Origin of the sequence: Paraburkholderia sp. GAS206C (assembly GCF_050435645.1) — a bacterium.
Lineage (GTDB): Bacteria > Pseudomonadota > Gammaproteobacteria > Burkholderiales > Burkholderiaceae > Paraburkholderia > Paraburkholderia phenazinium_B.
On record NZ_JBNDKR010000012.1, the window covers coordinates 99,114 to 124,634 of the forward strand.

A 25,521-nucleotide genomic window follows, 5' to 3' on the forward strand; every position below is an offset into this window, starting at 1 on the left:
ACCAGTTTAGCGCAATGATTTTGAAATTGGTTGATGGAAAACCAAAGCTGGTCTACATTTTGATCCAGTATAAGACTGACGGAGACAATGGGATGGTTCACAGCGAGGCATTTTCGGCCTTTGGGTCGCACGCGCGCGAGGGTTGCCAGGCGTCATGAAACTGAATCGCGTTATCAGCACGGTCGAAGTGCATACGGGCGGCGAACCGTTTCGGATCGTCACCAGCGGACTACCCAAATTTCCCGGCAAGACGATTGTCGAGCGGCGCACCTGGCTCAAGGAACATCACGATCACCTGCGCCGCGCGCTGATGCTCGAGCCGCGCGGCCATGCCGACATGTACGGCGGCTATCTGACCGAACCGGTCAGCGAGGGCGCCGACTTTGGCATCATCTTCGTGCACAACGAGGGCTATAGCGACCATTGCGGTCATGGCGTGATCGCGTTGGCAACGGCGGCGGTGGCGCTCGGCTGGGTCGAGCGTACTGAACCCGAAACGCGCGTGGGTATCGACGCGCCGTGCGGCTTCATCGAGGCCTTCGTCAAATGGGACGGCGACCACGCCGGCAGCGTGCGCTTCGTCAATGTGCCTTCGTTTATCTGGCAGCGCGATGTGACGGTGAATACGCCGGGCTTTGGCGCCGTGACGGGCGATATCGTCTTCGGCGGCGCGTTCTATTTCTACACGTCCGGCAAACCGTTCGATCTGAACGTGCGCGAAGCGGACGTGGACCGCCTGATCCAGTTCGGCGCCGAAGTCAAGCGCGCGGCCAACGAGGCGTTCAAGGTCGTCCATCCGCACATCCCCGAAATCAACCATATTTACGGCACGATTATCGACAACGCGCCCCGTCACACAGGCTCGACGCAGGCCAATTGCTGCGTCTTCGCCGACCGCGAGGTGGACCGCTCGCCGACCGGCTCGGGCACCGCGGGACGCGTCGCGCAACTGTACCTGCGCGGCGAACTGGGGCGCGACGAAACGCTCGTCAATGAATCGTTGATCGGCACGATTTTTCGCGGCCGGGTGTTGTCCGAAACGAAGCTCGAGGGCTTCGATGCCGTGATTCCGGAAATCGAGGGCGACGCGCATATCTGCGGCTTCGCTAACTGGATCGTCGACGAACGCGATCCGCTGACGTATGGCTTTCTCGTGCGCTAAACCGCGCACGCCGATGGAGAAACCGCTCACATGACGCACCCGGCTACACCGATTTTCGACGCCGCCGCCACTGCGCGCCTCACCCCCTACGCCGAACTCGTGGAGGCGCTGAAAACGGCGTCCGTCGATTACGCGCAACAACGCATCGCGAGCCCGGAGCGGCTCGTCGTGCCGCTCAACGAGGGCGGGATAATGCTGTCGATGCCGGCCACGGCCCCGGACCTCGGCATCCACAAGCTCGTCAACGTGTGTCCGGCCAATGGCCCGCGCGGCTTGCCGACGATTCACGGCAAGGTAATGGCCTTCGACGCGGACACTGGCGAGACACTCTTTATCCTCGACGGGCCGACCGTAACGGGCCGGCGCACCGCGGCGATGTCGATGCTCGGCGTGCAGACCTTCAATGGTGGCGCATCAAGTGCCTCCGGCCGCCCGGCACCGCAAGAATTTCTGCTGATCGGCACCGGCACGCAGTCCGCCAACCACGTGGAGGCGATCGGCGAACTGTTTCCCGATGCGCGCATATGGGTGAAGGGCAGTGCGCTGGCGAAAGCGCAGGCGTTTTGCGACGCGCAGCGCGGCAAGGCGCGCAATCTGCAGCCACTGGCGGGTCCCGACGTACCCGCGTCCATTGATGTCGTGATTGCCCTCACGACCAGCCGGCAGGCGGTCTACGACGAAGCGCCGCGCGCCGAACGCCTGGTGATCGGCGTGGGCGCGTTCACCCCCACGATGATCGAGATCGGTTCACGCACCGTGCATGGCAGCGCGCTGTTCGTCGACGACCTGGCCGGCGCTCGCCACGAAGCGGGCGACTTCATTCAGGCAGGAGTGGACTGGGCAAAGGTGACGGGTATCGCCGCACTGATGGACGGCAGCACGCCGCGGCCGACGGGCAGCACGCCCGTGCTATTCAAGAGCGTCGGCTGTGCGGCATGGGACCTGGGCGCCTGCCGGGTGGCGCGTGCAGCGTTGCAGCGCAACTGAATCTGCGAGAAAAGTCACGGCGAAGTCAAAAGCGAAGTTGCATCTTTTCTACACTGTCATCGCCGCGTCGCGTGCAAACAATCCAAAAACGTTGCACCATAGGCGTTTGCCAGAAAATGCCGGGTCACCGGCATTTTGCCCTTCGTTCGACGCCCTTCATGACGGTGACATCGCGCTATGATTACCCAACACGCTTCTGCCACCCCTGACTTGCCGCTCGACATGATCATCTTCGGCGGTACGGGTGACCTGTCGTTTCGCAAGCTCCTCCCCGCGCTTTACATGGCGCATCTGCACTGCAATCTGCCGCCGGAAACGCGCATTATCACGATTGGCCGAAAGCCGTGGTCGCGCGAGGAATACATCAACGAATTCATGGAATTGAAGGCCAAGCCCTTCATCGAAAAGAAAGCTTTCGATGCGGCCGCGTGGGACAAATTCCTAGCGTTGTTCGAGTATGTGCGCATGGACGTCGATTCGGTCGAGGACTATCAGCGGCTGAAAGATGCATCGCGCCCCGGCGTGCGGCGGGTGTTCTATCTCGCGACTTCGCCGGATCTGTTCACGAACATTTGCGACAACCTCTCGGCCGCGGGTCTCGTCGACGAGTACTCGCGCGTGGTGCTGGAAAAGCCGCTCGGTCACGATCTCGCGTCGGCGCAGGAAATCAACACTGCGGTCGGCCAGCATTTCAACGAAGCGCAGATCTACCGGATCGACCATTACCTCGGTAAGGAAACCGTGCAGAACCTGATGGTGCTGCGCTTCGGCAATGCGATTTTCGGCCCGCTCTGGCAGGCGCCGTATATCAAGAGCGTGCAGATCACGGTGGCGGAAACCGTCGGCGTAGGTAGCCGCGCGGGCTTCTACGACAAGACCGGCGCCTTGCGCGACATGGTGCAGAACCACTTGTTGCAACTGCTGTGTATCGTCGCGATGGAGCCGCCCGTGTCGCTCGATCCGGATGCCGTGCGCGACGAAAAGCTCAAGGTGCTGCGCTCGCTGCGTCCGATGACGCCGGACGATATCGCACGCGACACCGTGCGCGGACAGTACACTGCAGGTGCCGTGGACGGCGAGGCGGTCAAGGGCTACCTCGAAGAAGACAACGTGCCGGCAACGAGCCGTGCAGAAACCTTCGTTGCGTTGCGCGCCCAGATCAACAACTGGCGCTGGGCCAACGTGCCGTTTTATCTGCGTACCGGCAAGCGCATGCAGAAGAAGGTATCGGAGATCGTGATCGAGTTCTCCGAACTGCCGTTCTCGATCATTCCGAGCGGTCCGCATCACTACGGCAATCGTCTCGTGATCCAGTTGCAGCCGGAAGAATCGATTCAGTTGCAGATGCTCGCGAAAGAGCCGGGCAGCGGCATGCACATGCTGCCGGTGAATCTGAATCTCGATCTGCAGGAGGCTTTCACCGAGCGTCGTGCGGAAGCTTATGAGCGACTGCTGATCGACGTGATTCGCGGACGCCTCACCCACTTCATGCGTCGCGACGAACTGGAAGCGGCATGGGCGTGGGCGGAGCCGATTCTGGACGGCTGGAAGAGTTCGGGCGAGCGGCCGCGCGGTTATTCCGCCGGCACGTTTGGTCCGGCTGCCGCCACGGCCTTGATGGCGCGCGACAATGCCGTGTGGGCGGAAGAGTCGCAGTAAGCGGTTTAATCGTGCATAGGGACGGCGCAGGTCGCTGTCCCATTACGATTGATTGCGCTTAATACCGCGTGCTCGCCTTCGCGGCGATCGCCGCAGCCGCTGCACGCGTCTCCACATGCAGCTTGCCGAATACATGTTCCAGGTGCTTGTTGACGGTGCGCGGCGCCATCCCCAGGATGTCGCCGATATCGCGGTTGGTCTTGCCGCGCGACAGCCATAGCAGCACTTCCGCTTCACGAGTCGTCAGGCTGAATTGGGCCGCGAGCGCGGTGGTGTGTGCTGCATCGTCGAATTCCTCGAGCAGGATGACCCAGTCGCCGCGCGTGGCCCGGCCCAACACCCTTACGACGCGGCGCACGCCGCCCGCGGCCGTTTCGAACGCCGCTTGCAGATCGCAACCGGCCTCGATCCAGCGCGTCAGCCATTGGGCCAGCACGGACGGCAGACGCGGGCCGGACTCGGCCAGCGGATCCGGCAACTCTGCTGAACGGGCTGTCATAGCGTCCGCGCCGTCTGTCACTTCCGAGATATCCGCACCGCTCGACGCATACTGAGCAAGCCGTTGCCGGGCAAGGTCGCTTTGCCATTTGATCTCGCCTCTCGCAGCGGCGATCAGCGCGGCACGCATGCCGATCTCGAGCACCATGTCGGCCTGCCGTTGCAGGCGCGAACGCTGGACGTGGGCGGCGATTCGCGCGCTGACCTCGCTCGGCTTCACCGGCTTCGTCACATAGTCGATTCCTCCCACCCGGAAGCCCTGCACGACATGCTCGCTGTCCGTCAGCGCGGTCATAAAGATGACCGGCAGGTGGCGGTTGCGCGGATCGGCCTTGATGTGCAGACAGGTCTCGAAGCCATCCATGCCTGGCATCAGCGCGTCGAGCAGCACGGCGTCAGGCGTGATGCGTGCGAGGCGTTGCAGCGCGGATTGTCCGTCGAGCGCCACCAGCACGGCGTAGCCTGCCGCCTGCAGTGTGTCCGACAGCAGGGCAAGGTTATCCGGCGTGTCGTCGACGATTAGCACCACCGGTTTGCCATCGGGCAGCTCGGGTTGCGTTTCGGGTGGCAGAAGCAGGGATTCGTCATGCATCGGGATTGACCTGCTGGGTGGGCGCGAGCAACTGCGCGAGTTCAGTCAGCCGGAAGCGGCGCGCGAGGACACGCAGCGGTTCCAGCAGGGTGGCGAGCTCTGGCGCGCCGTGCTCGGCAGCGTCCAGTTGTTCGATGAAGCCTTGCACGTAGCCCATCTCCAGTTGCGCGTGCAACTTCTCTCGCAAGCTGGCCGGCAGGCTCGTCGATACGTCGAGTAGCGCAGCCTCAGCCGGAGGGGCCGGCTCGACGGTTTCGGCAATCCATTGCAGCTGCAGCAGCGCGGCCATTTTGTCGAGCAGCAGCGGCAGATGCAACGGCTTGGCCAGGTAGTCGTCGCAACCGGCCGCTGCACCTTTTTCGCGGTCGTCGGCGAAGGCGTTGGCCGACAGGATCAGGATGGGCGCGCTCGACAACTGGTTGTCGCGAATCAGCCGGCTTGCCTCGAAGCCGTCCATGGCCGGCATCGAGACGTCCATCACGATGAGATCGGCCGAGCCGGTGCCCAGCCATTGCAATGCCTCCGGTCCGCTGGCGGCTTCGACCACTGTAAAACCGAGGGGAGAGAGCGTCTGCGTGACGATGCGCCGCTGCTCGGCGAGATCGTCGACTACCAGCACTGTGAGGCGTGGCCCGCAATAGCCCTTCAGGTGCCGGGGGTTGCTGGCCAACACCTGGGGCGCGCGCACTTCGGGGGCGAACAGCTTGACGATAAAGCGCGTGCCCTTGCCGACTTCGCTCTCTACCTGCAGATTGCCGCCCATCAGTTCGGTCAGCAAACGGCAGATCGTCAGACCGAGTCCGGCGCCATGGTCGTGTTCGCGCGCTGCCGCGCCGCGCTCGAACGGCAGGAACAGCCGCTCAAGTTCCGTGGCCGGCATGCCCGGGCCGGTGTCGGTAATCTCGAACGTGATGGTCTCCCACGCATACCCGGCGCGCACCTTGACCGAGCCGCTTGAAGTAAAGCGGATCGCATTGCCAATCAGATTGATGAGAATCTGCCGGGCCCGTTTTTCGTCGATGCGCACCACGTCCGGGATGCGGCCACTAGTCTGGAAGTCGAATTGCAGTCCCTTGTCGGTCGCCTGCGGTTCGAGCATCGCCGAGAGCTGAGTGACGAATTCCGGCAGCGAAATCTCGGTCACGTGCAACTGCAGTTTGCCTGCCTCGATGCGGGCCACGTCCAGCAAGCCGTCTACCAACGCCAGCAAGTGCTCGCCGCTGCGATAGATGGTCGCCACTGCGTTGCGTCGAGCCGGCGGCAGTTCATCGGTGCCTTGCAGCAGCAGTTGCGCGTAGCCGAGGATGCTGTTGAGCGGCGTGCGCAGCTCGTGGCTCAGGCCCGTCACATAGCGGCTTTTTGCGCGGTTCGCCGACTCGGCTGCAGCGCTTGCTGCCTGCAGCGCCGCGTCGGTCTTCTGGTGGGCTTCGATTTCCTGCATCAGAAGTTCAGCTTGCCGCTGCGATTCCTCCTGGGTGACCTTGCGGTTTTCATTGGCGAGCACCAGCCACCAGGCCGCGATGCAGCCGACCAGCGCGAGCGCGAAAAACGCCTTGAGATACCCTTGCAGCAGCACGTCGTGGATCGCGGTGTCGAGATCGGGGAGGGTCCGTATGCTCTGGTACCACTGTGCGGCGAGCACGCCACCAAGCAACGCCAGCACGACGATCAGGAGTCCGGCATACTGCGCGAGCCGCAGGCCCGCGGGTCCCAGCTTCAGACGTGGAAACAGCGTGCTCATCGACTTGCCGAACTGCGCGGGGAGTCGCGCGTGCGGCTTGCAGGAGTCGTTGCAGCGCGAGTCGAGCGAGCAGCACAGCGAGCAGATCGAACCCGCATAAGCCGGGCAGTGCGCCATGTCTTCGCGCTCGAAGGTGTTTTCGCAGATCACGCAGCGCAGGACCGCGCCCTGTTCGAGGTCGTGGCCATCGCGCGCCAGATAGAAGTGCCCGCGTGTGGCGATGGCAAGCAACGGAGCGCAAATGAAGGCAACCAGCAGCGCGATAAACGACGACAGCGCTTCCGCGCTCGCGCCGAACACGCCCGCATGAGAGAGCGCGGCGACGGCCGCGGCAATCAGCATGGCGCCGACGCCGACGGGATTCACGTCGTAAAGATGCGCCCGCTTGAACTCGACATAGGGTGGGCTGTAACCGAGCGGCTTGTTGATCACGAGGTCGCCGACCACCGCGCCGATCCAGGCAATCGCCACGTTGGCATACAGCGCGAGCACTTTGCTGATGGCTTCGAACACGCCCATTTCGACGAGCAGCAGCGCGATCAGCACATTGAAGATGAGCCAGACCACGCGCCCCGGGTGGCTGTGCGTAAGCCGCGCGAAGAAATTCGACCACGCGAGCGAACCGGCGTACGCGTTGGTGACATTGATTTTCAGCTGCGACACGATCACAAACAGCGTCATCGCGGCGAGCGCTCCTTCGGGCGAGCGGAACACATAGTGATACGCGACCAGATACATCTGGGTCGGTTCGACCGCCTTGACCGGATCGATCTCGTGCTGAATGGCGAGAAAGGCAAGGAACGCCCCGCCGAGCATTTTCAGCGCGCCCGGCACGATCCAGCCGGGGCCGGCCGAGATCAGGGCGACCCACCAGCGTACGCGGTTGGCGTGGGTGCGCGGCGGCAGGAAACGCAGGTAATCGACCTGTTCGCCGATCTGCACGATCAACGAAAACACCACCGTGCAGCCGGCGCCGAATGCGACCAGGTTGAACTCGTGGCCGTCGCCCGAGAGACCGCCGAAGGTGACCCACTCGGCGAGCACGTGCGGCTCGCGCCACAGCACCACGGCGTACGGTACCACCAGCAGCACGAGCCACAGCGGCTGGGTCCAGCCCTGTAGCCGGTTAATGAAAGTAATGCCGAAGGTGACCACCGGAATGATCACCAGCGCACTGATGACGTAGGCGACCGAAAGCGGGATCTTCAGATACAACTCGAGCGCGAGCGACATGATCGCCGCTTCGAGCGCGAAAAATACGAACGTGAAGATCGCGTAGATCAGCGACGTCAGCGTCGAACCCATGTAGCCGAAACCGGCGCCGCGCGTGAGCAGATCCATGTCGACGCCGTAGCGCGCCGCGTAGTAGGCGATCGGTATACCGGTCAAAAACACCAGCACCGAGACGGCGAGAATCGCGTAGACCGCATTGGTGAAACCGTAGTTGACCACCAGCGAGCCGCCGATCGCCTCGAGCACGAGGAACGACACCGCCCCTAAAGCCGTGTTGGCGACGCGGAATTCGGACCAGCGCCGGAATGTGCGCGGCGTGAAGCGCAGCGCGTAGTCCTCGAGCGTCTCGTCACCGACCCACGCGTTGTAGTCGCGGCGGATCTTCACGATGCGCTGCGTGCCGCTCGGCTGCGGGCGCGATGCCCCAGCTTGGGTGGCCGGATTGGCGGAGCGAGGCGGCGGTGGTTCCGTTTGGTGCATCGGGGCCTTTCGTGGAGCGGTTCGGAGCGCTGGCCGTGCGTCCACGCAAATAGCATTCCATTCCCGGCCCTTACGCCGGCAGCGACCCGTAGTCGCCGCGATTATAGAGAGCGCATTTTCGGCGCGCCCTACGTCAACTGACGTATTTGGATCCGCAAATTGGCTACCTACCTTTCGTTGCGTCGACCCCGCCAGCCCGGTTACCAGGTTTTCCAGAGCGGGTCGCCCGACCATGACGACAAGGAGAATTCGATGTCACACGACGATCAGAACGAGCAAGGCCAGCCTTCGGCGCTCCGGCGCAAACTCCTGATGGGTCTCGCTGCCGCGCCCGCGCTGGCCATGTCCGGCATCGCGCGGGCCCAGCAGTTTCCGACCGCGAAGGTTAATACCACGCACCTCGCCGTGACCGATACTGAAGTGACGGTCGGCCAGTTGCACTCGGCGACCGGCACGATGGCGATCTCCGAAACCGGTTCGATCCAGGCCGAACGGCTCGCGATCGAGCAGATCAACGCGGCTGGCGGCATTCTCGGCCGCCAGATCAAGATCATTCAGGAGGACGGCGCTTCCGACTGGCCGACCTTCGCCGAAAAGTCGAAGAAGCTGCTCGAAAACGATCACGTGGCGGCTGTGTTCGGCTGCTGGACCTCGGCGTCGCGCAAGGCGGTGTTGCCGATCTTCGAGCGCGACAATGGCCTGCTGTATTACCCGACCTTCTACGAAGGCCTGGAACAGTCGCACAACGTGTTCTATACCGGCCAGGAAGCGACCCAGCAGATTCTGTGGGGACTGAACTGGGCCAACCAGACGAAGAAGGCGAAGAGCTACTTCCTGATCGGTTCGGACTACATCTGGCCGCGCACGTCGAACAAGATCGCGCGCAAGCATATCGAGCAGCATCTGACCGATTGCAAGGTGGTGGGCGAAGAGTATTACCCCCTCGGCACTACCAATTTCAACTCGCTTATCAACAAGATCAAGATCGCCAGGCCCGATTGCATCTACGCAATCATCGTCGGCGGTTCGAATGTGGCCTTCTACAAGCAACTGAAGGCGGCCGGCATCACGGCTGACAAGCAGTTCCTGCTGACCATCTCGGTGACCGAGGATGAAGTGCTCGGCATCGGCGGCGAGAACGTGGCGGGCTTCTACTCGGCCATGAAGTATTTCGAATCGCTCGACAACGACAACAACAAGAAATTCGTCGCCGCGTTCAAGGCGAAATATGGACCGAAGTCGGTGATCGGGGACGTCACGCAGGCCGCGTATCTCGGGCCATGGTTATGGAAAGCGGCGGTGGAGAAGGCCGGCAGCTTCGATGTCGACAAGGTCGTCGCCGCGTCGCCGGGTATCGAGCTGAAGACCGCGCCGGAAGGCTACGTGAAGATCCACGCGAATCACCACCTGTGGAGCCGCACGCGCATCGGCGAGGCGCAGGCCGACGGCCAGTTCAAGGTGGTGGCCGAGTCGCCGACGCTGATCGAGCCGAATCCGTTCCCGAAGGGTTACCAGTAAGCAACAAGCGGCGCTCAGGCAGCAGGCGCGCCATGCCGGCGCGCGCCGATCATTTCGAGGAGAGACGCATGTCGGCTTCGGACATTCTTAACATCACCTTGATGCAAGGCTTTGCGGGTTTGAGCCTGTTCAGCGTGCTGCTGTTGATGGGGCTCGGGCTGGCGGTGATTTTCGGCCAGATGGGTGTCATCAACATGGCCCACGGCGAGTTCATGACGATCGGCGCGTACACGATCTACATGTTCTCGCAACTGGCCGACAACTACTGGCACGGGTTCGCGCCAATCTACTTTCCGCTGGCGATCTGCGCGGCCTTCGCGCTTGCCTTTGCGGCCGGCTGGGTGGCGGAGTGGGCGTTGATCCGCCATCTGTACCGCCGTCCGCTCGACACGCTGCTCGCGACCTGGGGTTTGAGCCTCGGGATGCAGCAGGTGTTCCGCTCGGTGTTCGGCCCGAAGGAGGTGAGCCCGACACTGCCGGACTGGCTGATGGGCTCCTGGTCGCCGAAGCAAGGTCTCGATATCCCGATCAACGGTTTGTTCGTGATGAGTCTCGCGGTGGTGATGACCGGCGGCGTGCTGCTGGCGCTGTATCGCTCGCGCTGGGGGTTGCGGGTACGCGCCACCGTCGCAAACCGTCAGATGGCGAACGCGGCCGGCATCGATACGCGCAAGACCGACCGGCTGACCTTCGCGATCGGTTGCGGCATGGCGGGTGTGGCCGGCGCCGCGTTCACCGCGATCGGCTCGACGGGGCCGACCAGCGGCTCGCTTTATATCGTCGATTCGTTCCTGGTCGTGACGTTCGGCGGCGCGGCCAGTCTGCTCGGCACGGTTGCCTCAGCGTTTGGCATTGCTCAGATGCAGTCGATCAGCGAGTTCTTCATGACCGGCTCGTCGGCCCGCGTGGTGACGCTGTTGACCATTGTCATCGTGCTGATGTTGCGCCCGCAGGGTCTCTTCGCTTCAAAGGTGCGCCGTGTCTGACGAGCGAAGCAAGACACTCGTGGGTGGGCGGCCGCGCATTGCGCCGCAGCGTGTTTCGCGTGCACCGCTAAGACGTACTTTCAATCGATTCAGCCCGGAGAAATGCGTATGGACCCGCTGAACCCTTCCGCCGCCGCCTCTGCCACGCCGCCCGAGAGCGCTGGCGAGACCACTCGCAGCGGCCTGCGGCCCACACTGCTGCGCTGGTTCACGACCGATGGCTACGGCAGCATCATCGTGCTGGCACTGCTGATTCTCGTGGTGTTTCCGCTCGCGCTCGATGCGTTCCGTCTCAACCTGATGGGCAAGTATCTGACCTACGCGTTCGTCGCCGTCGGCCTCGTGATGGCGTGGGGCTACGGCGGCGTGCTGAGCCTGGGGCAGGGGGTGTTCTTCGGCCTCGGCGGTTACTGCATGGCGATGTTCCTGAAGCTCGAAGCATCGGACCCGATCAGCACGAAGATCCAGTCGACGCCAGGCATTCCTGACTTCATGGACTGGAACCAGATCACGGCGCTGCCGGTCTGGTGGAGGCCGTTTCATTCGCTGCCGTTCGCGCTTGCCGCGGTGGTGGTCGTGCCCTGCGCGCTGGCGTTCGTGGTCAGCTTTGCGATGTTCAAGCGGCGCGTGGGCGGCGTCTACTTCGCCATCATCACACAGGCGGTGGCGCTGATTCTCTCGGTGCTCATCATCGGCCAGCAAGGCTACACGGGCGGCGTGAACGGCATCACCGACCTGCGCACGCTGCTTGGCTGGGACATTCGCGGCGACGGCGCCAAGCTGATCCTGTACTTCCTGAACGCGGTCCTGCTGCTGGTGGCGATCCTCTGCTGCCGGCTGATCCAGCGCAGCAAGCTCGGTACCCTGCTGCTCGCCATGCGCGACAAGGAAGACCGGGTGCGTTTCTCGGGCTATGACGTCGCCATGTTCAAGGTCTTCGCGTTCTGTGTCGCGGCAGTGCTGGCGGCCATCGGCGGCGCGATGTTCACGTTGCAGGTCGGCTTCATGTCGCCGTCGTTCGTGGGAATCGTGCCGTCCATCGAGATGGTGATCTACGCGGCGGTGGGCGGACGCATGTCGCTGGTGGGCGCGGTCTATGGCGCGGTGCTCGTCAATCTCGGCAAGACCTGGTTCTCCGAAAGTTTTCCGAACCTGTGGCTGTTCCTGATGGCCGCGCTCTTTATCGGCGTCGTGATGGCGTTTCCGAACGGCCTCGCCGGTCTCTACGACAGCCATGTGAAGCCCTGGCTGCTGCGCCGCGCCTTGCGGAGGACGATATGAGCAATACCGATTTCGTGCTGGCGGTCGAGGGGTTGAGCGTGTCGTTCGACGGCTTCAAGGCGATCGATTCGCTGAACCTCTATGTCGACCGTGGCGAGTTGCGCGTGGTGATCGGCCCGAACGGCGCAGGCAAGACGACACTGCTCGATCTGATCTGCGGCAAGACACGGGCCAGCGAAGGCAGCATCAAGTTTCGCAACGAGGAGATGACGCGGCTGCCGGAATTTCGGCGCGTACGCAAAGGGATTGGCCGCAAGTTCCAGACGCCGTCGATCTACGAGAACCTCACTGTGTTCCAGAACCTCGAAGTGTCGTTTCCGCGTGGGCGGGGTGTGTTCGGCGCGCTCGCGTTTCGACGCACCAGCGATGTGCTCGACCGCGTACGCGACGTGGCCGCCGAGATTGGTCTTGCCGCCCAGCTCGATCTCGAGGCCGGCCTGCTGTCGCACGGGCAGAAACAGTGGCTCGAAATCGGCATGTTGCTGATGCAGGAGCCGGAACTGCTGATGCTCGACGAACCGATTGCCGGCATGAGCTTGCGCGAGCGCGAGGTGACTGCTGAGCTGTTGAAGCGGATCTGCCAGAACCGCTCGATGATCGTGATCGAACACGACATGGCGTTCGTCGAGCAGATCGCGCACAAGGTCACCGTGATGCACCAGGGGAAGATCCTCGCGGAAGGGGCGATGGAGCAGGTGCAGGCCGATCCGCGGGTGATCGATGTTTATCTCGGGCACTAGGTTGATCACGGAATCAGGCATTGAACCCGCCATTGAATTCAGCTGCGAGACCAGCGAATGAGGAGCCCAGCATGTTGAATGTCGACGACGTATTTGTCAGTTACGGCCAGAGCGAGGCGCTGCATGGAATCAGTTTCCAGGCGGCTAAAAACGAAACCGTGGCGATCATGGGACGCAACGGCATGGGCAAGACCACGCTGTTCAAGTCGCTGATCGGCATCTTGCCGCTCAAAGGCGGTGCAGTGCGCGTGGATGGCGCAGATGTGTCGCACGACGAAAGTTTCCGGCGCGTTGCCAAAGGTATCGCGTACGTGCCGCAAGGGCGGCAGATTTTCGCCACGCTCACGGTGGAGGAAAACATCCAGACGGGCCTGGAAAACGCCCGCGACAGGCGCATCCCCGAAGAGATCTACGCGCTGTTTCCAGTGCTATACGACATGCGCGCCCGCAAGGGCGGCAACCTGTCCGGCGGCCAGCAGCAACAGTTGGCTATCGCCCGTGCACTGGTTACACAACCCAAGGTGCTGCTGCTCGATGAGCCGACCGAAGGGATCCAGCCGTCGATCATCAAGGACATCGCCAAAGCGTTGAACGAGATTCGCAAGCTGCGCGATATCACGATCGTGGTGTCGGAGCAGGTGTTGAGTTTCGCGCTCGATGTCGCCGACCGGTTGTTCGTCATCGAAGGCGGGCGTCTGGTGCACGAGAGTCCGCGCAGCGCCGCCGACACCGCGAAGATTCGCGAGTACCTGTCGGTGTAAACCGGCTGTCCGTCATTTCCAAAAGGAGGATTTGCAATGGCTGAAACGCTAATCAAGGTCGACCTGAACCAGTCGGCCTACGAGAACGAGAACATCCACAACCGCTGGCACCCGGACATTCCGATGGCCTGCTGGGTCAACCCGGGCGATGACTTTATCCTCGAGACCTACGACTGGACCGGCGGCTTCATCAAGAACAACGACAGCGCCGACGACGTGCGCGACATCGATCTGTCGATCGTGCACTTTCTGAGCGGCCCGGTGGGCGTAAAGGGTGCTGAGCCAGGTGATCTGCTGGTCGTGGATCTGCTGGATATCGGTGCGAAGCAGGAGAGCCAGTGGGGCTTCAACGGCTTTTTTTCGAAGAAAAATGGCGGTGGCTTCCTGACCGATCACTTTCCGCTCGCGCAGAAATCGATCTGGGATTTTCATGGCCTGTACACCAGTTCCAGGCACATCCCGGGTGTGAACTTCGCCGGTCTGATCCATCCGGGGCTGATCGGCTGCCTGCCTGATCCGGCGATGCTCGCGACGTGGAACGAGCGCGAAGCGGCTTTGATCGCCACTGATCCCGAGCGCGTGCCCGGCCTTGCCAATCCGCCCTTCGCCTCGACCGCGCATATGGGGCGGCTTGCCGGCGACGCGCATGCCAAGGCCGCGGCCGAAGGCGCCCGCACGGTGCCGCCACGCGAGCATGGCGGCAACTGCGACATCAAGGACCTGTCGCGCGGCTCCAAGGTGTACTTCCCGGTGTATGTGGATGGCGCCGGCCTCTCGGTGGGCGACCTGCACTTCAGTCAGGGCGACGGAGAAATCACCTTCTGTGGCGCTATCGAAATGGCCGGCTGGGTGCATATGAAGGTCGGGCTGATCAAGGGCGGCATGGCCAAATACGGCATCAAGAACCCGATTTTCAAGCCGAGCCCGATTACTCCGAACTACAACGACTACCTGATCTTCGAAGGCATTTCGGTAGACGAGCAGGGCAAGCAGCATTATCTCGATGTGCATATCGCCTACCGCCAGGCGTGCCTGAACGCGATCGAATACCTGACGAAGTTCGGCTACTCGCGAGCGCAGGCCTATTCGATTCTGGGGACGGCGCCGGTACAGGGGCACATCAGTGGGGTGGTTGATGTGCCTAACGCCTGCGCGACGTTATGGTTGCCGACCCAGATCTTCGACTTCGACATCCGGCCCACGGCGGCGGGTCCGATCCAGCATATTGCTGCGGGTGGGGTGGACTTGCCCTTGTCGCCGGATCTCGTTTGACGCGTAGCGGCCGCAGTGTGCCCGCCAGGTGGTGGGCACCTTGCGGGCAGCACTGATTCACGGAACCTGAGAGGACAACATCATGCCGACTTACGACTACCGTTGCGACCATTGCGGCGCTTTTGCGGCGATTCGCCGGGTTGCGGAGCGCGATACGGCCTGCGCGTGCCCCACTTGCGGCGGCGAGGCGCAGCGCACGCTCAGTCTGCCGGTTTTGTCGCTGATGCAGGCGACCACGCGCACGGCGCACGCGGTCAACGAGCGCGCGGCACATGCGCCGCAACGTTCAGGCGAGTACAAGCATCGCCATGGGCCGGGCTGTGGATGTGGGGCGAAGGCCGCCTCGGGGTCGACGACAGGCAGCGGACTCAAGACGAATCCAGCTGGCCGGCCGTGGATGATCAGCCATTGACGACGGTGACGGTGACGGTAACGGTGGCTTCCGCCGACGGTGATGAGCCGTAAGCGGCGGCGCTGATCATCCCATCGTTACGGCAACGAAATCGTCAGATTGGCCGACTGCGGCCCGAGCTTGATGATCTGCGAGTACGGCGCGAGCGTATGCAGCGTCGAGTCGCGCAGATAGTTGTTCAGCCCGAGATAGGCCAGCAGTCCCACCAGCGCAAACACCGCGCCGATGCTCCACAGCGGCACTTCGCGCTTGAGCCGGTGCGCGACCTGATCCGGCAGCGGCCAGTGCGGCGCGAACGGCGCACGCTTGCCCTTCAGATGCGCGATCTCATCACCGATCCGCGCGGTCAGATACGCGAGCTTCTCCGGTCCTTCAAGCAGATACTTGCCCTGAAAGCCGAGCAGCAGGCACATATGAAACACCTCCAGCGACTGCAGGCGCGCCGCGCCATGAGCACGGCATTCTTCGAGGTAATGGAAGAACTTCTCGCCCGCCAGTTGCTCGCCGAACAGCACGAGCTGCAACGGCCGCCGCTCCCATTCCGTGCGGATCTTGAACGAAGACGACAGCACCGATTCGTCGACCGCCGCGCAGAACGCAAACTTCGACGCATACACATCGTCCGCCGAGGCGTTCAGCTTTTTCGCACCGCGCTCGAAATCCGCCAGAAAGTGCTGGATGCGCTGGCTAAACTCGTTGGCGTCGCCAGGTTCACGACCGTTCTTCAACAGGAACAGCATGAAGAAGCCGTCGTACAGCAGATCGAGCAGCGAGCGGACCTGGTAGGTGGGCTCGACGGTGGGGGCGGGCGTGACAGACGGCGTGCTGTCGCCAAACAGGGAGGGCGCGTAGCTCATGATGTGACGGCGATCAGTTCGAGGTTGAGGTCGTTGATTCCTGACGGCGTGTAGATCATCGCCGACTGGGCCTGCAGCATGCGGTCATAGAGCGCGCCGCGCGGTTCGAACGAGAAGTAGCAGGCACCGGGCCGCACCGGAATGGCGGGCGGCACCTGCGGCGTGTAGACGAGGCGCACGCCGGGCATGGCCGAGAGCACCAGCTTGTCGACGTCGTCCGGCGCGCCGACCTTGAAACGGGCCGGCACCGCTTCCACCAGTTCGACGGTTGGCATGTTCGCCGAGACGGCAATATAGAACATCGTCTTTTCGTCGATCTTGCCCGAGTCGAGCCGGCCCACGTGGAACGACGGCCGTACTTCGTCGAGGGCAATTGCGAAGTAGCGCGTGGAAATCACTGTCTCCAGCAGATCGCGCAGCATCGTATCGAGGCGTGCAAAGCCGGGGCCCGGATCGTCGTGGCGATACGCGGGCAGATCGGCGAGCGCATAGCCCTTCGAGAACGTCATCAACTGGCCGGCAAGGCGCAGCAGTTCCTGGAACAGCCGTTCCGGATGCAACGCGGCGTGCTGGTACAGATGGGCAAGCGATGCAAACGCCGCGTTGGCCGTATGCAGTAGCCAGAACGACGCAATATCGCCAGAGCGGAATTCGATGATGTTCTTGGTCGGCTCACGATGGAAGCCATACAGCGCATTCACCTTGGCCTGCAGCGCGTCGATCAGCTGGCGCAGGCGCTGATGCAGGATCGGCGAGGCCTCGATGGCGAGCGAGGGCGGCACGAAGCTGTCGTCGAACTCGAAGCCGGAGGTGGCGGTGCGGCGAACGCGCGCGAGCGGCACCGAAAGCAGCTGATCGCGCGGCTCACTATGAGCGATCAGCTTGACGCTGGTTTTCAGGAACGTGATGTCGGCTTCGGCAGCGTCAGTGAAGTGATCGGCGACCGACGACTGCTCGCTGACATAGCGCGAGACAAATCCCGTGTTGCGATCGGGCGAGTAGTTCGCACCGGTTTCACGCAGCGGATGCAGCGCCAGGTAGAACGTAAACTCGTTGATGCCGTCGGGCAGCGTGTCGAGCGCGATGGGCGGCGGCAGATCGTCGGCCTGCGGTGCGGAGTACAACGCGCCGTCCGGAAACACGAGCGACAGTTCGCTCACGCGCAACACATTGCTGCCGAGCGCGTCGCGGTCGAACTTCACCGAGCGCACGCCCCAGTTGTAAGGCTGGATGGCCTGAAGCGATTCGAACAGGCGCGCCTCATGATAGGCGTCCTGACGCTGAAAATGCTGAGGCCTCAGAAACAGGCCTTCCCCCCAGAGCACCTTTGCGGAATAACTCATCTCAAACCTGTTATATGCGTCAAGCGGGTTGCATGCCCGATGATAATTGTATCCGGCCCTGCAATTGTTAAATCGTCAAATACGGTTAAATTGCCATTCAAATGCATTTTTAGCCACAACTCACCGAAGACAGCATATTCAGCGATTGAACCGGGAATCCCTGTTCAGGTGGGATCACAGTGCCGTTGGTCACGGTCATTGCACAGTTATGCAGACCGATCATAATGCCAGACTTCTCGGACTTTGCCGGATCGAAGGCGAATTTCCAACGCTGTATTGCCGGGTCGCGGAATAGCGCGACGATACCGAATGCCTGCGCTTCGCGCGAGACTTTCTCGGTTACGGTGTAGTGCTGCCCCGGAATCAGGGTGACTTCTCTCACACTCAGCAAATCGCCGCCCAGCGTGCTTTTTTCCTTGTCGGGATCGGTGAACGCATTGAATGGCGCCTGCTGGAACGAGGTGGGATCTTTCAGTACATAGAGGCGCACCACCAGCGCCAACGGCTTCTGGTCATTGGCGGCGTTCAGATTCTGCGCGGCGTACAGCGTCAGGCCGAGGTCGCGCGGCGGCTTCTGGGCGTCCGGTACATCGGGCTTGCCGAGGCCGGTCATCTGCAGGGCGGCGGAAGCGGCCGACCCGAGCATCGGCACGGCGGCCGCACAACCCGCAAGAAGTATCGCGCTCATCGCCAGTAACGATGCATAACGAATAAAACGCAAATTCATTTACACCGATCGGTTCTGTGCCGATCGCCCCCGGTCGAATCGCTACTCAGCTAAACCAATCGGGGGAGTGCGCCTGTTCTATGCGTAATGCATTGAATGGCGCTACTACCCCGTCCGAATGGGCGGAAAAACTTTCCGTCCTCGAGAATAACGGGCTTTACGCCCGGAAACTATTTCTTATCCGGTCCTTATGTGATGCTTATGTGATGCGCTCTCGGTTTTTTCGTGCAATGCTTTGTCACACGAAAGTTGAATTATCAAAAATTGACCTGTACTATACCCGCGCACTTGAAGCAAAGCAAAACTCCAGTTTCTCGTTGAATTAAAAAACTCGCACGCCGGTGAAAAAGCGATGAAAGAGCGTCTCTTTGTAAAACTATCAGGGGTGGTGTTGGCATGTGGCGTGATCGCCGGATGTGCAAGCCAGAGCAACAACGTCGCGACCACGCCGGAGGCTTTCAACAAGTCGCTGGCAGACGCCGATACCGTCGCCAAGTCAGGTGACCAGGACAAGGCCATGGCGCTTTACCAGCAATTGGCCAAATCCGATCCGACGCGCGAAGAACCGTGGTCGCGCATGGCGCAGATCCAGTTCACACAGGGACATTACGGTCAGGCCATCGTCGACGCACAGGAAGCCTTGCAGCGCGACCAGACCGACCGTCAGGCGAAGAGCGTGCTGGCTGTGGCAGGCCTGCGCGTCGCCACGCAATCGCTGGGCGAGTTGCGCCAGGATGCGTCGCTCGCAGGCGATGCCAAGACCGATGCCCAGGCGCTCGCCAAGGAACTGCGCGACACGCTGGGCGAAGCCACGTTGTTCCCGCCGGACGACAGCGACAAGCCGGTGGTCAAGAAGAAGTACGTGAGGCGCGTCGCCAAAAAGCCGGAGGCCGCCAGCGGCGGCGCGGCCACCACGGCGGCGGCGCCGGCTGCACCGGCCACGCCGGCGCTGTCTGCTCCGGCGCCTGCAGCACCGGCTGCGCCCGCGAGAGCGGCACAAAGCGGTGGCGCGTCCGACCCGTTCAGCGCGCTTCGCTAATTCACCCGCAAGACCACCTGCTTCAGGGAGCCGACGATGGCGAAGAAAGAAAGTATTCAAAAGCGCTTGCAAAAAGTCCGGCCGCCGCGCGTTCAATTGACTTATGAGGTTGAGCGTGGCGATGCAATCGAGATCAAGGAGCTGCCCTTCGTCGTCGGCGTGGTTGCCGATCTGGCGGGGCAATCCGAAGTCGAGCAACCCAAGTTGCGCGATCGCAAGTTCGTCAATATCGACCGCGACAATTTTGACGATGTGATGAAAGGCATCGAGCCGCGTGCGGCATTTCAGGTGGAAAACCGCCTGAGTGAGGCCGGCGGACGCTTTGCGGTGGACCTGCGGTTCCGCTCGATGGCCGACTTCAGCCCGGACGAAGTGGTCTCGCAGATCGAGCCGTTGCGCCGTCTGCTCGACGCACGTTCGAAGCTGGCCGACCTGCGCAACAAGCTCGCGGGCAACGACAAGCTCGAAGACCTGCTGAGCGAGGTGCTGTCGAACACGCAGCAACTGCAGGCCCTCGCAAAAAGCCAGGGCGAAGCAGAAGAGCACGGCGATGCGCCGGGTAAAGACCAGCAGGGCGAATAAGTACGGGGTGTGAGATGAACCAGCAAACGGCAGCAGCCCAACTCGCCAGCGCGCACGACGGCGCTGAGACCTCGCTGCTCGACCAGATCGTCGAGAAGAGCAAGGTGGCGAAGTCCGATTCGGAACACGCGCGTGCGAAAGACCTGATCGGCGAACTCGTGCACCAGGTGCTCGACGGCACAGTGATCGTGTCGGACAACCTCTCGGCCACCATCGACGCCCGCGTGGCGGAGCTCGACCGGCTAATCTCCGCGCAACTGAGCGCGGTGATGCATGCACCCGAGTTCCAGCGCCTCGAAGGCACGTGGCGCGGTCTCGACTATCTGTGCAAGGAAAGCAACACCGGCTCGACGGTCAAGATCAAGGCGCTGCATGCTCCCAAGCGCGATCTGGTGCGCGACTTCAAGAACGCGATTGAATTCGACCAGAGCGCGCTCTTCAAGAAGGTCTACGAAGAAGAGTTCGGCACCTTCGGCGGCGCGCCGTTCGGCACGATCATCGGGGATTTCGAGGTGACGCGTCAGCCGGAAGACGTGTACTTCATCGAGCAGATGGCACACGTCGCCGCTGCTGCGCACGCACCGTTTATCGCGTCGGCCTCGCCGGAACTGCTGGGTCTCGAGTCGTTCGCCGATCTCGGCAAGCCGCGCGACCTCGGCAAGGTGTTCGACACGGTCGAATATGCCAAGTGGAAGTCGTTCCGCGATTCGGAAGACTCACGTTATGTCGGTCTGACGCTGCCGCGCTTTCTGGGCCGCCTGCCGTTCAATCCGAAAGATGGCGCGACCGCCGAAGGCTTCAACTTCGTCGAAGACGTGGACGGCACCGATCACAGCAAGTATCTGTGGTGTAACGCGGCGTGGGCTTTCGCTGCGCGCCTGACGGCCGCATTCGACGACTTCGGCTGGTGCGCAGCGATTCGCGGCGTGGAAGGCGGCGGTCTGGTCGAAGACCTGCCCACCCATACCTTCAAGACCGACGACGGTGAAGTGGCACTGAAGTGCCCGACCGAAATCGCGATCACCGACCGTCGCGAAAAGGAACTGAGCGATCTGGGCTTCATTCCGCTCGTGCACTGCAAGAACTCGGATTACGCCGCGTTCTTTGCTGCCCAGTCGGTGCAGAAAGCCAAGAAGTACAGCACCGATAGCGCCAACGCGAACGCCGTGCTGTCCGCGCAGCTGCAGTACATCTTCTCGGTATCGCGCGTGGCGCACTACCTGAAGGCGATGATGCGCGACAAGATCGGCAGTTTCGCCTCGGCACAGAACGTCGAAGTATTCCTGAACCGTTGGATCTCGCAGTACGTCTTGCTCGACGACAACGCGACTCAGGAGCAGAAAGCGCAGTTTCCGCTGCGTGAGGCATCCATACAGGTCTCGGAGATTCCTGGCAAACCCGGTTCGTACCGTTCGGTCGCGTTCCTGCGCCCGCACTTCCAGCTGGATGAGCTTTCGATCTCTTTGCGGCTTGTGGCTGACCTGCCGAAGCCGGCAAATTCATAAATGAAGTCAACATGCCCGGGCTGGCCGCCCGGGTTGACTGTAAAAACCACCTCTTTGGGGAGTCGATGAGTTATGAAGGACATCTATTTAAAATTCGGCAATCCTGCGATCAAGGGCGAGTCTGCCGATAAGGACCATCAGGGCTGGATCGAGATCGACTCCTGGAGTCACTCCATCACGCAACCGCGTTCGGCAACGGCCTCTACCGCTGGCGGCCATACGGCCGAGCGCTGCGAGCACGGCGATATGGTCTTCACGAAAGATATCGACGTGGTCAGCCCGCTGATCTATCAACACGCATCGGGCGGCACGACGTTCGACGAAGTGACGGTCGACTTCATGCGTTCGGATGGCGAAGGCAACCGGATCAAGTATCTGGAAGTCAAGCTCAAGTACGTGATCATCTCGAGCGTGGCACCGGCTGTCGGTTCGCCGACCGCGACGACGGGTACGAGCGACGCACCGGGCGTGTCGTTGCCGAACGAGCAGTTCACCCTGAAATACGCTGCGGTGCAGTGGAAGTACACCCAGCAGAAGATCGGCGGCAACCAGGGCGGCAACGCGCAAGGCGCGTGGAGCCTGACGAAGAACGACAAGACGTACGCAGTCTGATGGGCGGTGCGGCGTCCGTACTTGACCTGCGGGCGCCACACTGCGTTTTGCACCGCTTCTTCGGCAGCTGATGAAACGATTCGAACCGAGTTTCCTCGACAAGCTGTTCGACGACGAACCGCATTTGCCGGCTTCCCCGGCGATGCGGCAATTGTCGCTGGACGAGCTGAAGGCGACTGTCGCACGTGACGTCGAGGCCATCCTGAACACCCGGATCGCCTTGACCGAACACGAGCTGGCGGCGCTGCCCGAGTGTCAGAAATCGGTCTTGACGTACGGTCTGAACGACTTCGCGGGCCTGAGTCTCGCGAGTCACTACGACCGGACGTTCATCTGCAAATCGATTCAGCAGGCCATTGCGCGGCATGAGCCGCGACTGAAGCAGGTGGCAGTCACGCTAGAACTGAACGAACAATCGACCAACGCGCTGTATTTTGCCATTCAGGCGTTACTGGTCGTACATCCGGCAGAAGAACCGGTGAGTTTTGATGCGATGCTGCAGCCTTCGACGTTGCAGTATTCCGTATCGCGCGCACGCGCGAAGCTCTAATACCGCATGCTGGCTGCCGTTACGCGCAACGGCAGCGCGGGTGTATCAGGTCCGGGGACAGGTTGATGGAAGAATTGCTGCCATATTACGAGCGCGAACTGGCATTCCTGCGGCGCTACTCGAACGATTTCGCAGATCGTTACCCGAAGATCGCCGCGCGCCTCGCGATGTCCGGCGAGCACTGCGAAGACCCACACGTCGAGCGGATGATCGAATCGTTCGCGCTGCTGGGCGCCCGCATCAACAAGAAGCTCGACGACGACTACCCCGAATTCACCGAAGCACTGCTCGAAGTGCTTTATCCGCATTATCTGCGGCCGTTTCCCTCGTGTTCGATTGCCCAGTTGGGCACCTCCGCTGCACTCAGCAATCTGACCGAACCGGTCACGATCGAGCGGGGCACCGAACTCAAATCGCGCACGATCCGCGGCGTACAGTGCCGCTTTCGCACCGCTTACGATGTGACGCTGGCGCCGATCCGCATCTCGGAGGCGAAGTACACGTCCATCGCGATGGCGCCGAGCGCGACTGTGTTGCCGGCCAACGCGTCGGCGATTGTCTCGATCACGCTCGAGTCGACCGCGCCGCAACTGGATCTCGGTGCGCTGAAGCTGTCCACGCTGCGCGCGCATCTGCATGGCGAGCAATCGTTTATCGCGGGTTTGACCGACTGCCTGTTCGTCAATGCAATGGCCACCTATGTCGAGGCTGACCGCCGCGGCGTGTGGACCGCGATGCGCACCTCGCCGCTCGCACAAGCCGGCTTCGACGAAGAAGACGCGCTGATCGACTACCCCGCCAAGTCGCATCCGGCGTACCGGTTGCTGACCGAGTACTTTGCGTTTCCCGACAAATTCAATTTCGTCGATTTCGATCTGGCGGCAATGACGCGCGCGAGCGGCCGCTGCAGCCGTCTGACGCTGCACGTCGTGCTGAAAGACGTGCGCAGCGACTCGCATGTGGCGCGGCTGCTCGAGACGCTCTCGACGCAGCACTTCCGCCTGTTCTGCACGCCGGTCGTCAACCTGTTCAAGCAGCACGGCGAACCGATCCGTCTGACGCATCAGTCGATCTCGTATCCGGTGATCGCCGAAGCGCGCCGGGCGTTTGCCTACGAGGTGTATTCAATCGATTCGGTGAAGCTGGTCCGGCAGCAGGCGAACCAGGAATCGGTGATCGAATTCCGGCCGTTCTACTCGCTGCATCACGGCGAGCGGCAACGCGCCGGGCATTACTGGTTCGCGCGCCGCAACGACTGGGTGGCGGAGAAAAGCCCGGGCTACGAAACCGAGATCTCGATCGTCGATATCGATTTCGAACCGGCTGAGGCGCAAACCGACACGCTGAGTATCGAACTGACCTGCACCAATCGCGATCTGCCGGCCGGACTGGCGATGGGCATCGAAGGCGGCGACCTGTTTCTGGAGGGCGGTTCGTTGACCGGCAACATTTCGATGCTGCGCCGTCCCACGCCGAGCGTGCGCTTCGAGCGTGGCCGTGCCGCGCACTGGCGGCTGATCTCCCACCTGGCGCTCAATCATGTCTCGCTTGCGAGCAATGGCCTCTCTGCGCTCAAGGAAATGCTTGTGCTGTACGACATGCGGCGCACGGCGGTGTCGGCGCGGCATATCGACGGACTGGTCGGCATCGAGCAGCGCGCGGCCGTGCAATGGCTGCCGGGCAAGCCGTTCGCTACCTTCGTGCGCGGTATGGAAATTCGCCTGACCATCGACGAGGACCATTTTGTGGGCACGAGCCTCGCGTCTTTCGTGCGCGTGATCGACACGTTTTTTGGGCTGTACGTGCATCTGAACAGCTTTGTGCAACTGGTCGTCGTGTCGAAGCGCACTGGCGAGGAGATTCTGCGATGCAAACCCCGCAGCGGCGAATCGATCCTGGCGTAATCGAGCAACTGCTCGACGAACCGCATCGCTTCCAGTTTTTTCAGGCAGTGCGGATTCTCGAGAAGTGGTTTGCCAGGGAGAACTCAACACGGCCCGGCGAGATCGTGGCGCAGCGTCTGGCGTTTCGCAATACGCTTTCGCTGGGCTTTCCGCCGAGCGAGATTCACAGCGCGCAGTCCTATGACGATGAAGGCACGGCGCTGAAGGACAAGCCGCAGCGCACCGCCGCCGTCGAAGACGGCAAGCTTGGCCGCGTCGATATCACGCCGGCGTTTTTTGGGCTGCTAGGCGGGCAGGGCGCATTGCCGCTGCACTATACCGAGCAGATCATTGCGCGCGAGCAACTCAGGCGCGACCGTGCGGCGCGCGAGTTCTTCGATGTCTTTTCGAATCGGGCCACCGCGCTGTTCTACTCGGCATGGAAGAAATACCGGCTGCCGTTTCATTACGAACTAGACCGCGACGAGCGCTATCTGCCGTTGCTGCTGGCGCTTGCCGGTGTCGCCGATGCAGAGAGCCGCAGCACCCTGCAGCAGGGCGACGGTGCGCTGTTCGACGAGGCGATTGCAGGCTATGCGCTTGCGGCGCGGCATCGGCCGGTGTCGGCGGCGTACTTGCAGCGGACGTTGTCCGAATACTTTCAGGTACCGGTGCGCGTCGATCAGTTTGTCGGCAAATGGTACGACGTGCCTCCGGATCAATTGACGGTGCTGGGCAGCGTCAACGCGACGCTCGGCGCCACCGCGCTGGCAGGCGAACGGGTCTGGCAGCGCGACATGCGTGCGCGGTTGGTGATCGGCCCGCTCGCAAAAAAAGACTATGAAGCCTTCCTGCCGGGCGCCGAACGCGCCATCGCACTGGAACGGATGCTGACGCTGCTGGCCGGCGTGACGCTTGAATACGAGGTGTCGCTGGTGTTGCGGCGCGCCGAGGTCGGCTCGATTCAGCTGGGCCACGGTGGACGGCTCGGCTGGGACGCGTTTCTCTGCACACACGACGCTGACCGCGACCGCTCCGACGCCCGCTATGAATTGCACGTCATCCACTGAACATCGCAACGCGCTACGCTATCAACAGAAC

The 25,521-nt window shown here is 62.1% G+C and carries 22 protein-coding genes; 17 read left to right on the plus strand and 5 right to left on the minus strand.

Features of this window, described 5'->3' with window-relative positions:
- The first annotated feature begins 154 nt into the window (after window positions 1-154).
- The 3 genes from lhpH to zwf all read left to right on the plus strand — a co-directional run bounded on the left by lhpH (window position 155) and on the right by zwf (window position 3,808).
- Complete coding sequence (lhpH, locus tag P3T20_RS30515) at window positions 155-1,162, plus strand: trans-3-hydroxy-L-proline dehydratase (RefSeq protein ID WP_429288735.1); 1,008 nt, start codon at window positions 155-157, stop codon at window positions 1,160-1,162.
- A gap of 30 nt (window positions 1,163-1,192) precedes the next feature.
- Window positions 1,193-2,149: a bifunctional Delta(1)-pyrroline-2-carboxylate/Delta(1)-piperideine-2-carboxylate reductase gene (gene lhpI / locus P3T20_RS30520; protein ID WP_429288736.1), complete on the plus strand. Its 957-nt coding sequence runs from the start codon at window positions 1,193-1,195 to the stop codon at window positions 2,147-2,149.
- 177 nt (window positions 2,150-2,326) lie between these two features.
- Window positions 2,327-3,808: a glucose-6-phosphate dehydrogenase gene (zwf, locus tag P3T20_RS30525; protein WP_429288737.1), complete on the plus strand. Its 1,482-nt coding sequence runs from the start codon at window positions 2,327-2,329 to the stop codon at window positions 3,806-3,808.
- A 58-nt stretch (window positions 3,809-3,866) separates the two neighbouring features.
- Here zwf and P3T20_RS30530 read toward each other — a convergent pair whose 3' ends face one another.
- Both P3T20_RS30530 and P3T20_RS30535 read right to left on the minus strand, forming a co-directional pair.
- Complete coding sequence (locus tag P3T20_RS30530; RefSeq protein WP_083611698.1) at window positions 3,867-4,898, minus strand: response regulator; 1,032 nt, start codon at window positions 4,896-4,898, stop codon at window positions 3,867-3,869.
- A complete protein-coding gene (locus tag P3T20_RS30535) occupies window positions 4,891-8,352 on the minus strand; it encodes an ATP-binding protein (RefSeq protein WP_429288738.1) in 3,462 nt (1,153 codons plus the stop codon). Before P3T20_RS30535 ends, P3T20_RS30530 begins: the two co-directional genes overlap by 8 nt.
- Before the next feature lie 252 nt (window positions 8,353-8,604).
- Between P3T20_RS30535 and urtA the strand changes: the two genes are divergently transcribed.
- The 7 genes from urtA (at window position 8,605) to P3T20_RS30570 (ending at window position 15,322) form a co-directional block, all read left to right on the plus strand.
- Window positions 8,605-9,870, plus strand: coding sequence for an urea ABC transporter substrate-binding protein (gene urtA, locus P3T20_RS30540; protein WP_074268296.1), 1,266 nt, complete (start codon window positions 8,605-8,607; stop codon window positions 9,868-9,870).
- A 68-nt stretch (window positions 9,871-9,938) separates the two neighbouring features.
- Entirely contained in the window at window positions 9,939-10,856 is a 918-nt protein-coding gene (urtB, locus tag P3T20_RS30545; RefSeq protein ID WP_123387549.1) for an urea ABC transporter permease subunit UrtB, read from the plus strand.
- Between the two features lie 108 nt (window positions 10,857-10,964).
- Window positions 10,965-12,137: an urea ABC transporter permease subunit UrtC gene (gene urtC / locus P3T20_RS30550; protein WP_429288739.1), complete on the plus strand. Its 1,173-nt coding sequence runs from the start codon at window positions 10,965-10,967 to the stop codon at window positions 12,135-12,137.
- Window positions 12,134-12,877, plus strand: a complete 744-nt coding sequence (urtD, locus tag P3T20_RS30555) for an urea ABC transporter ATP-binding protein UrtD (RefSeq protein ID WP_074268298.1) — start codon at window positions 12,134-12,136, stop codon at window positions 12,875-12,877. The genes urtC and urtD overlap by 4 nt, the downstream gene beginning before the upstream one ends.
- A gap of 71 nt (window positions 12,878-12,948) precedes the next feature.
- Window positions 12,949-13,638 (plus strand): urea ABC transporter ATP-binding subunit UrtE, encoded by a 690-nt coding sequence (gene urtE, locus P3T20_RS30560; RefSeq protein ID WP_074268299.1) that lies wholly within the window; start codon window positions 12,949-12,951, stop codon window positions 13,636-13,638.
- A 36-nt stretch (window positions 13,639-13,674) separates the two neighbouring features.
- Window positions 13,675-14,910: a formamidase gene (gene fmdA / locus P3T20_RS30565; RefSeq protein ID WP_429288740.1), complete on the plus strand. Its 1,236-nt coding sequence runs from the start codon at window positions 13,675-13,677 to the stop codon at window positions 14,908-14,910.
- An 82-nt stretch (window positions 14,911-14,992) separates the two neighbouring features.
- Entirely contained in the window at window positions 14,993-15,322 is a 330-nt protein-coding gene (locus tag P3T20_RS30570) for a zinc ribbon domain-containing protein (RefSeq protein WP_429288741.1), read from the plus strand.
- Window positions 15,323-15,399: 77 nt separating this feature from the next.
- Here P3T20_RS30570 and icmH read toward each other — a convergent pair whose 3' ends face one another.
- The 3 genes from icmH to tssJ all read right to left on the minus strand — a co-directional run bounded on the left by icmH (window position 15,400) and on the right by tssJ (window position 18,249).
- On the minus strand, window positions 15,400-16,179 hold the full coding sequence (gene icmH, locus P3T20_RS30575) for a type IVB secretion system protein IcmH/DotU (protein WP_074268302.1): 780 nt from the start codon (window positions 16,177-16,179) through the stop codon (window positions 15,400-15,402).
- A complete protein-coding gene (gene tssK / locus P3T20_RS30580; RefSeq protein ID WP_074268303.1) occupies window positions 16,176-17,522 on the minus strand; it encodes a type VI secretion system baseplate subunit TssK in 1,347 nt (448 codons plus the stop codon). The genes icmH and tssK overlap by 4 nt, the downstream gene beginning before the upstream one ends.
- Window positions 17,523-17,631: 109 nt before the next feature.
- Window positions 17,632-18,249 (minus strand): type VI secretion system lipoprotein TssJ, encoded by a 618-nt coding sequence (gene tssJ, locus P3T20_RS30585; protein WP_074268304.1) that lies wholly within the window; start codon window positions 18,247-18,249, stop codon window positions 17,632-17,634.
- 352 nt (window positions 18,250-18,601) lie between these two features.
- Between tssJ and P3T20_RS30590 the strand changes: the two genes are divergently transcribed.
- The 7 genes from P3T20_RS30590 to tssG all read left to right on the plus strand — a co-directional run bounded on the left by P3T20_RS30590 (window position 18,602) and on the right by tssG (window position 25,490).
- Window positions 18,602-19,288: a tetratricopeptide repeat protein gene (locus tag P3T20_RS30590; RefSeq protein ID WP_429288742.1), complete on the plus strand. Its 687-nt coding sequence runs from the start codon at window positions 18,602-18,604 to the stop codon at window positions 19,286-19,288.
- A 36-nt stretch (window positions 19,289-19,324) separates the two neighbouring features.
- Window positions 19,325-19,870, plus strand: coding sequence for a type VI secretion system contractile sheath small subunit (gene tssB, locus P3T20_RS30595; RefSeq protein ID WP_074268306.1), 546 nt, complete (start codon window positions 19,325-19,327; stop codon window positions 19,868-19,870).
- A 14-nt stretch (window positions 19,871-19,884) separates the two neighbouring features.
- Window positions 19,885-21,375, plus strand: a complete 1,491-nt coding sequence (tssC, locus tag P3T20_RS30600; RefSeq protein ID WP_429288743.1) for a type VI secretion system contractile sheath large subunit — start codon at window positions 19,885-19,887, stop codon at window positions 21,373-21,375.
- A 72-nt stretch (window positions 21,376-21,447) separates the two neighbouring features.
- Window positions 21,448-21,987, plus strand: coding sequence for an Hcp family type VI secretion system effector (locus P3T20_RS30605; RefSeq protein ID WP_074268308.1), 540 nt, complete (start codon window positions 21,448-21,450; stop codon window positions 21,985-21,987).
- Between the two features lie 70 nt (window positions 21,988-22,057).
- Complete coding sequence (gene tssE / locus P3T20_RS30610; RefSeq protein WP_074268309.1) at window positions 22,058-22,537, plus strand: type VI secretion system baseplate subunit TssE; 480 nt, start codon at window positions 22,058-22,060, stop codon at window positions 22,535-22,537.
- 65 nt (window positions 22,538-22,602) lie between these two features.
- A complete protein-coding gene (gene tssF / locus P3T20_RS30615; RefSeq protein WP_074268310.1) occupies window positions 22,603-24,441 on the plus strand; it encodes a type VI secretion system baseplate subunit TssF in 1,839 nt (612 codons plus the stop codon).
- A complete protein-coding gene (gene tssG, locus P3T20_RS30620) occupies window positions 24,405-25,490 on the plus strand; it encodes a type VI secretion system baseplate subunit TssG (protein ID WP_429288744.1) in 1,086 nt (361 codons plus the stop codon). Before tssF ends, tssG begins: the two co-directional genes overlap by 37 nt.
- Window positions 25,491-25,521: the final 31 nt, after the last annotated feature.

Excerpts from the sequence above, each read along its gene's own strand:
- lhpH (WP_429288735.1), top strand. The coding sequence starts at position 155 with ATGAAACTGAATCGCGTTATCAGCACGGTCGAAGTGCATACGGGCGGC.
- lhpI (WP_429288736.1), top strand. The coding sequence starts at position 1,193 with ATGACGCACCCGGCTACACCGATTTTCGACGCCGCCGCCACTGCGCGC.
- zwf (WP_429288737.1), top strand. The coding sequence starts at position 2,327 with ATGATTACCCAACACGCTTCTGCCACCCCTGACTTGCCGCTCGACATG.
- P3T20_RS30530 (WP_083611698.1), bottom strand. The coding sequence starts at position 4,898 with ATGCATGACGAATCCCTGCTTCTGCCACCCGAAACGCAACCCGAGCTG.
- P3T20_RS30535 (WP_429288738.1), bottom strand. The coding sequence starts at position 8,352 with ATGCACCAAACGGAACCACCGCCGCCTCGCTCCGCCAATCCGGCCACC.
- urtA (WP_074268296.1), top strand. The coding sequence starts at position 8,605 with ATGTCACACGACGATCAGAACGAGCAAGGCCAGCCTTCGGCGCTCCGG.
- urtB (WP_123387549.1), top strand. The coding sequence starts at position 9,939 with ATGTCGGCTTCGGACATTCTTAACATCACCTTGATGCAAGGCTTTGCG.
- urtC (WP_429288739.1), top strand. The coding sequence starts at position 10,965 with ATGGACCCGCTGAACCCTTCCGCCGCCGCCTCTGCCACGCCGCCCGAG.
- urtD (WP_074268298.1), top strand. The coding sequence starts at position 12,134 with ATGAGCAATACCGATTTCGTGCTGGCGGTCGAGGGGTTGAGCGTGTCG.
- urtE (WP_074268299.1), top strand. The coding sequence starts at position 12,949 with ATGTTGAATGTCGACGACGTATTTGTCAGTTACGGCCAGAGCGAGGCG.
- fmdA (WP_429288740.1), top strand. The coding sequence starts at position 13,675 with ATGGCTGAAACGCTAATCAAGGTCGACCTGAACCAGTCGGCCTACGAG.
- P3T20_RS30570 (WP_429288741.1), top strand. The coding sequence starts at position 14,993 with ATGCCGACTTACGACTACCGTTGCGACCATTGCGGCGCTTTTGCGGCG.
- icmH (WP_074268302.1), bottom strand. The coding sequence starts at position 16,179 with ATGAGCTACGCGCCCTCCCTGTTTGGCGACAGCACGCCGTCTGTCACG.
- tssK (WP_074268303.1), bottom strand. The coding sequence starts at position 17,522 with ATGAGTTATTCCGCAAAGGTGCTCTGGGGGGAAGGCCTGTTTCTGAGG.
- tssJ (WP_074268304.1), bottom strand. The coding sequence starts at position 18,249 with ATGAATTTGCGTTTTATTCGTTATGCATCGTTACTGGCGATGAGCGCG.
- P3T20_RS30590 (WP_429288742.1), top strand. The coding sequence starts at position 18,602 with ATGAAAGAGCGTCTCTTTGTAAAACTATCAGGGGTGGTGTTGGCATGT.
- tssB (WP_074268306.1), top strand. The coding sequence starts at position 19,325 with ATGGCGAAGAAAGAAAGTATTCAAAAGCGCTTGCAAAAAGTCCGGCCG.
- tssC (WP_429288743.1), top strand. The coding sequence starts at position 19,885 with ATGAACCAGCAAACGGCAGCAGCCCAACTCGCCAGCGCGCACGACGGC.
- P3T20_RS30605 (WP_074268308.1), top strand. The coding sequence starts at position 21,448 with ATGAAGGACATCTATTTAAAATTCGGCAATCCTGCGATCAAGGGCGAG.
- tssE (WP_074268309.1), top strand. The coding sequence starts at position 22,058 with ATGAAACGATTCGAACCGAGTTTCCTCGACAAGCTGTTCGACGACGAA.
- tssF (WP_074268310.1), top strand. The coding sequence starts at position 22,603 with ATGGAAGAATTGCTGCCATATTACGAGCGCGAACTGGCATTCCTGCGG.
- tssG (WP_429288744.1), top strand. The coding sequence starts at position 24,405 with ATGCAAACCCCGCAGCGGCGAATCGATCCTGGCGTAATCGAGCAACTG.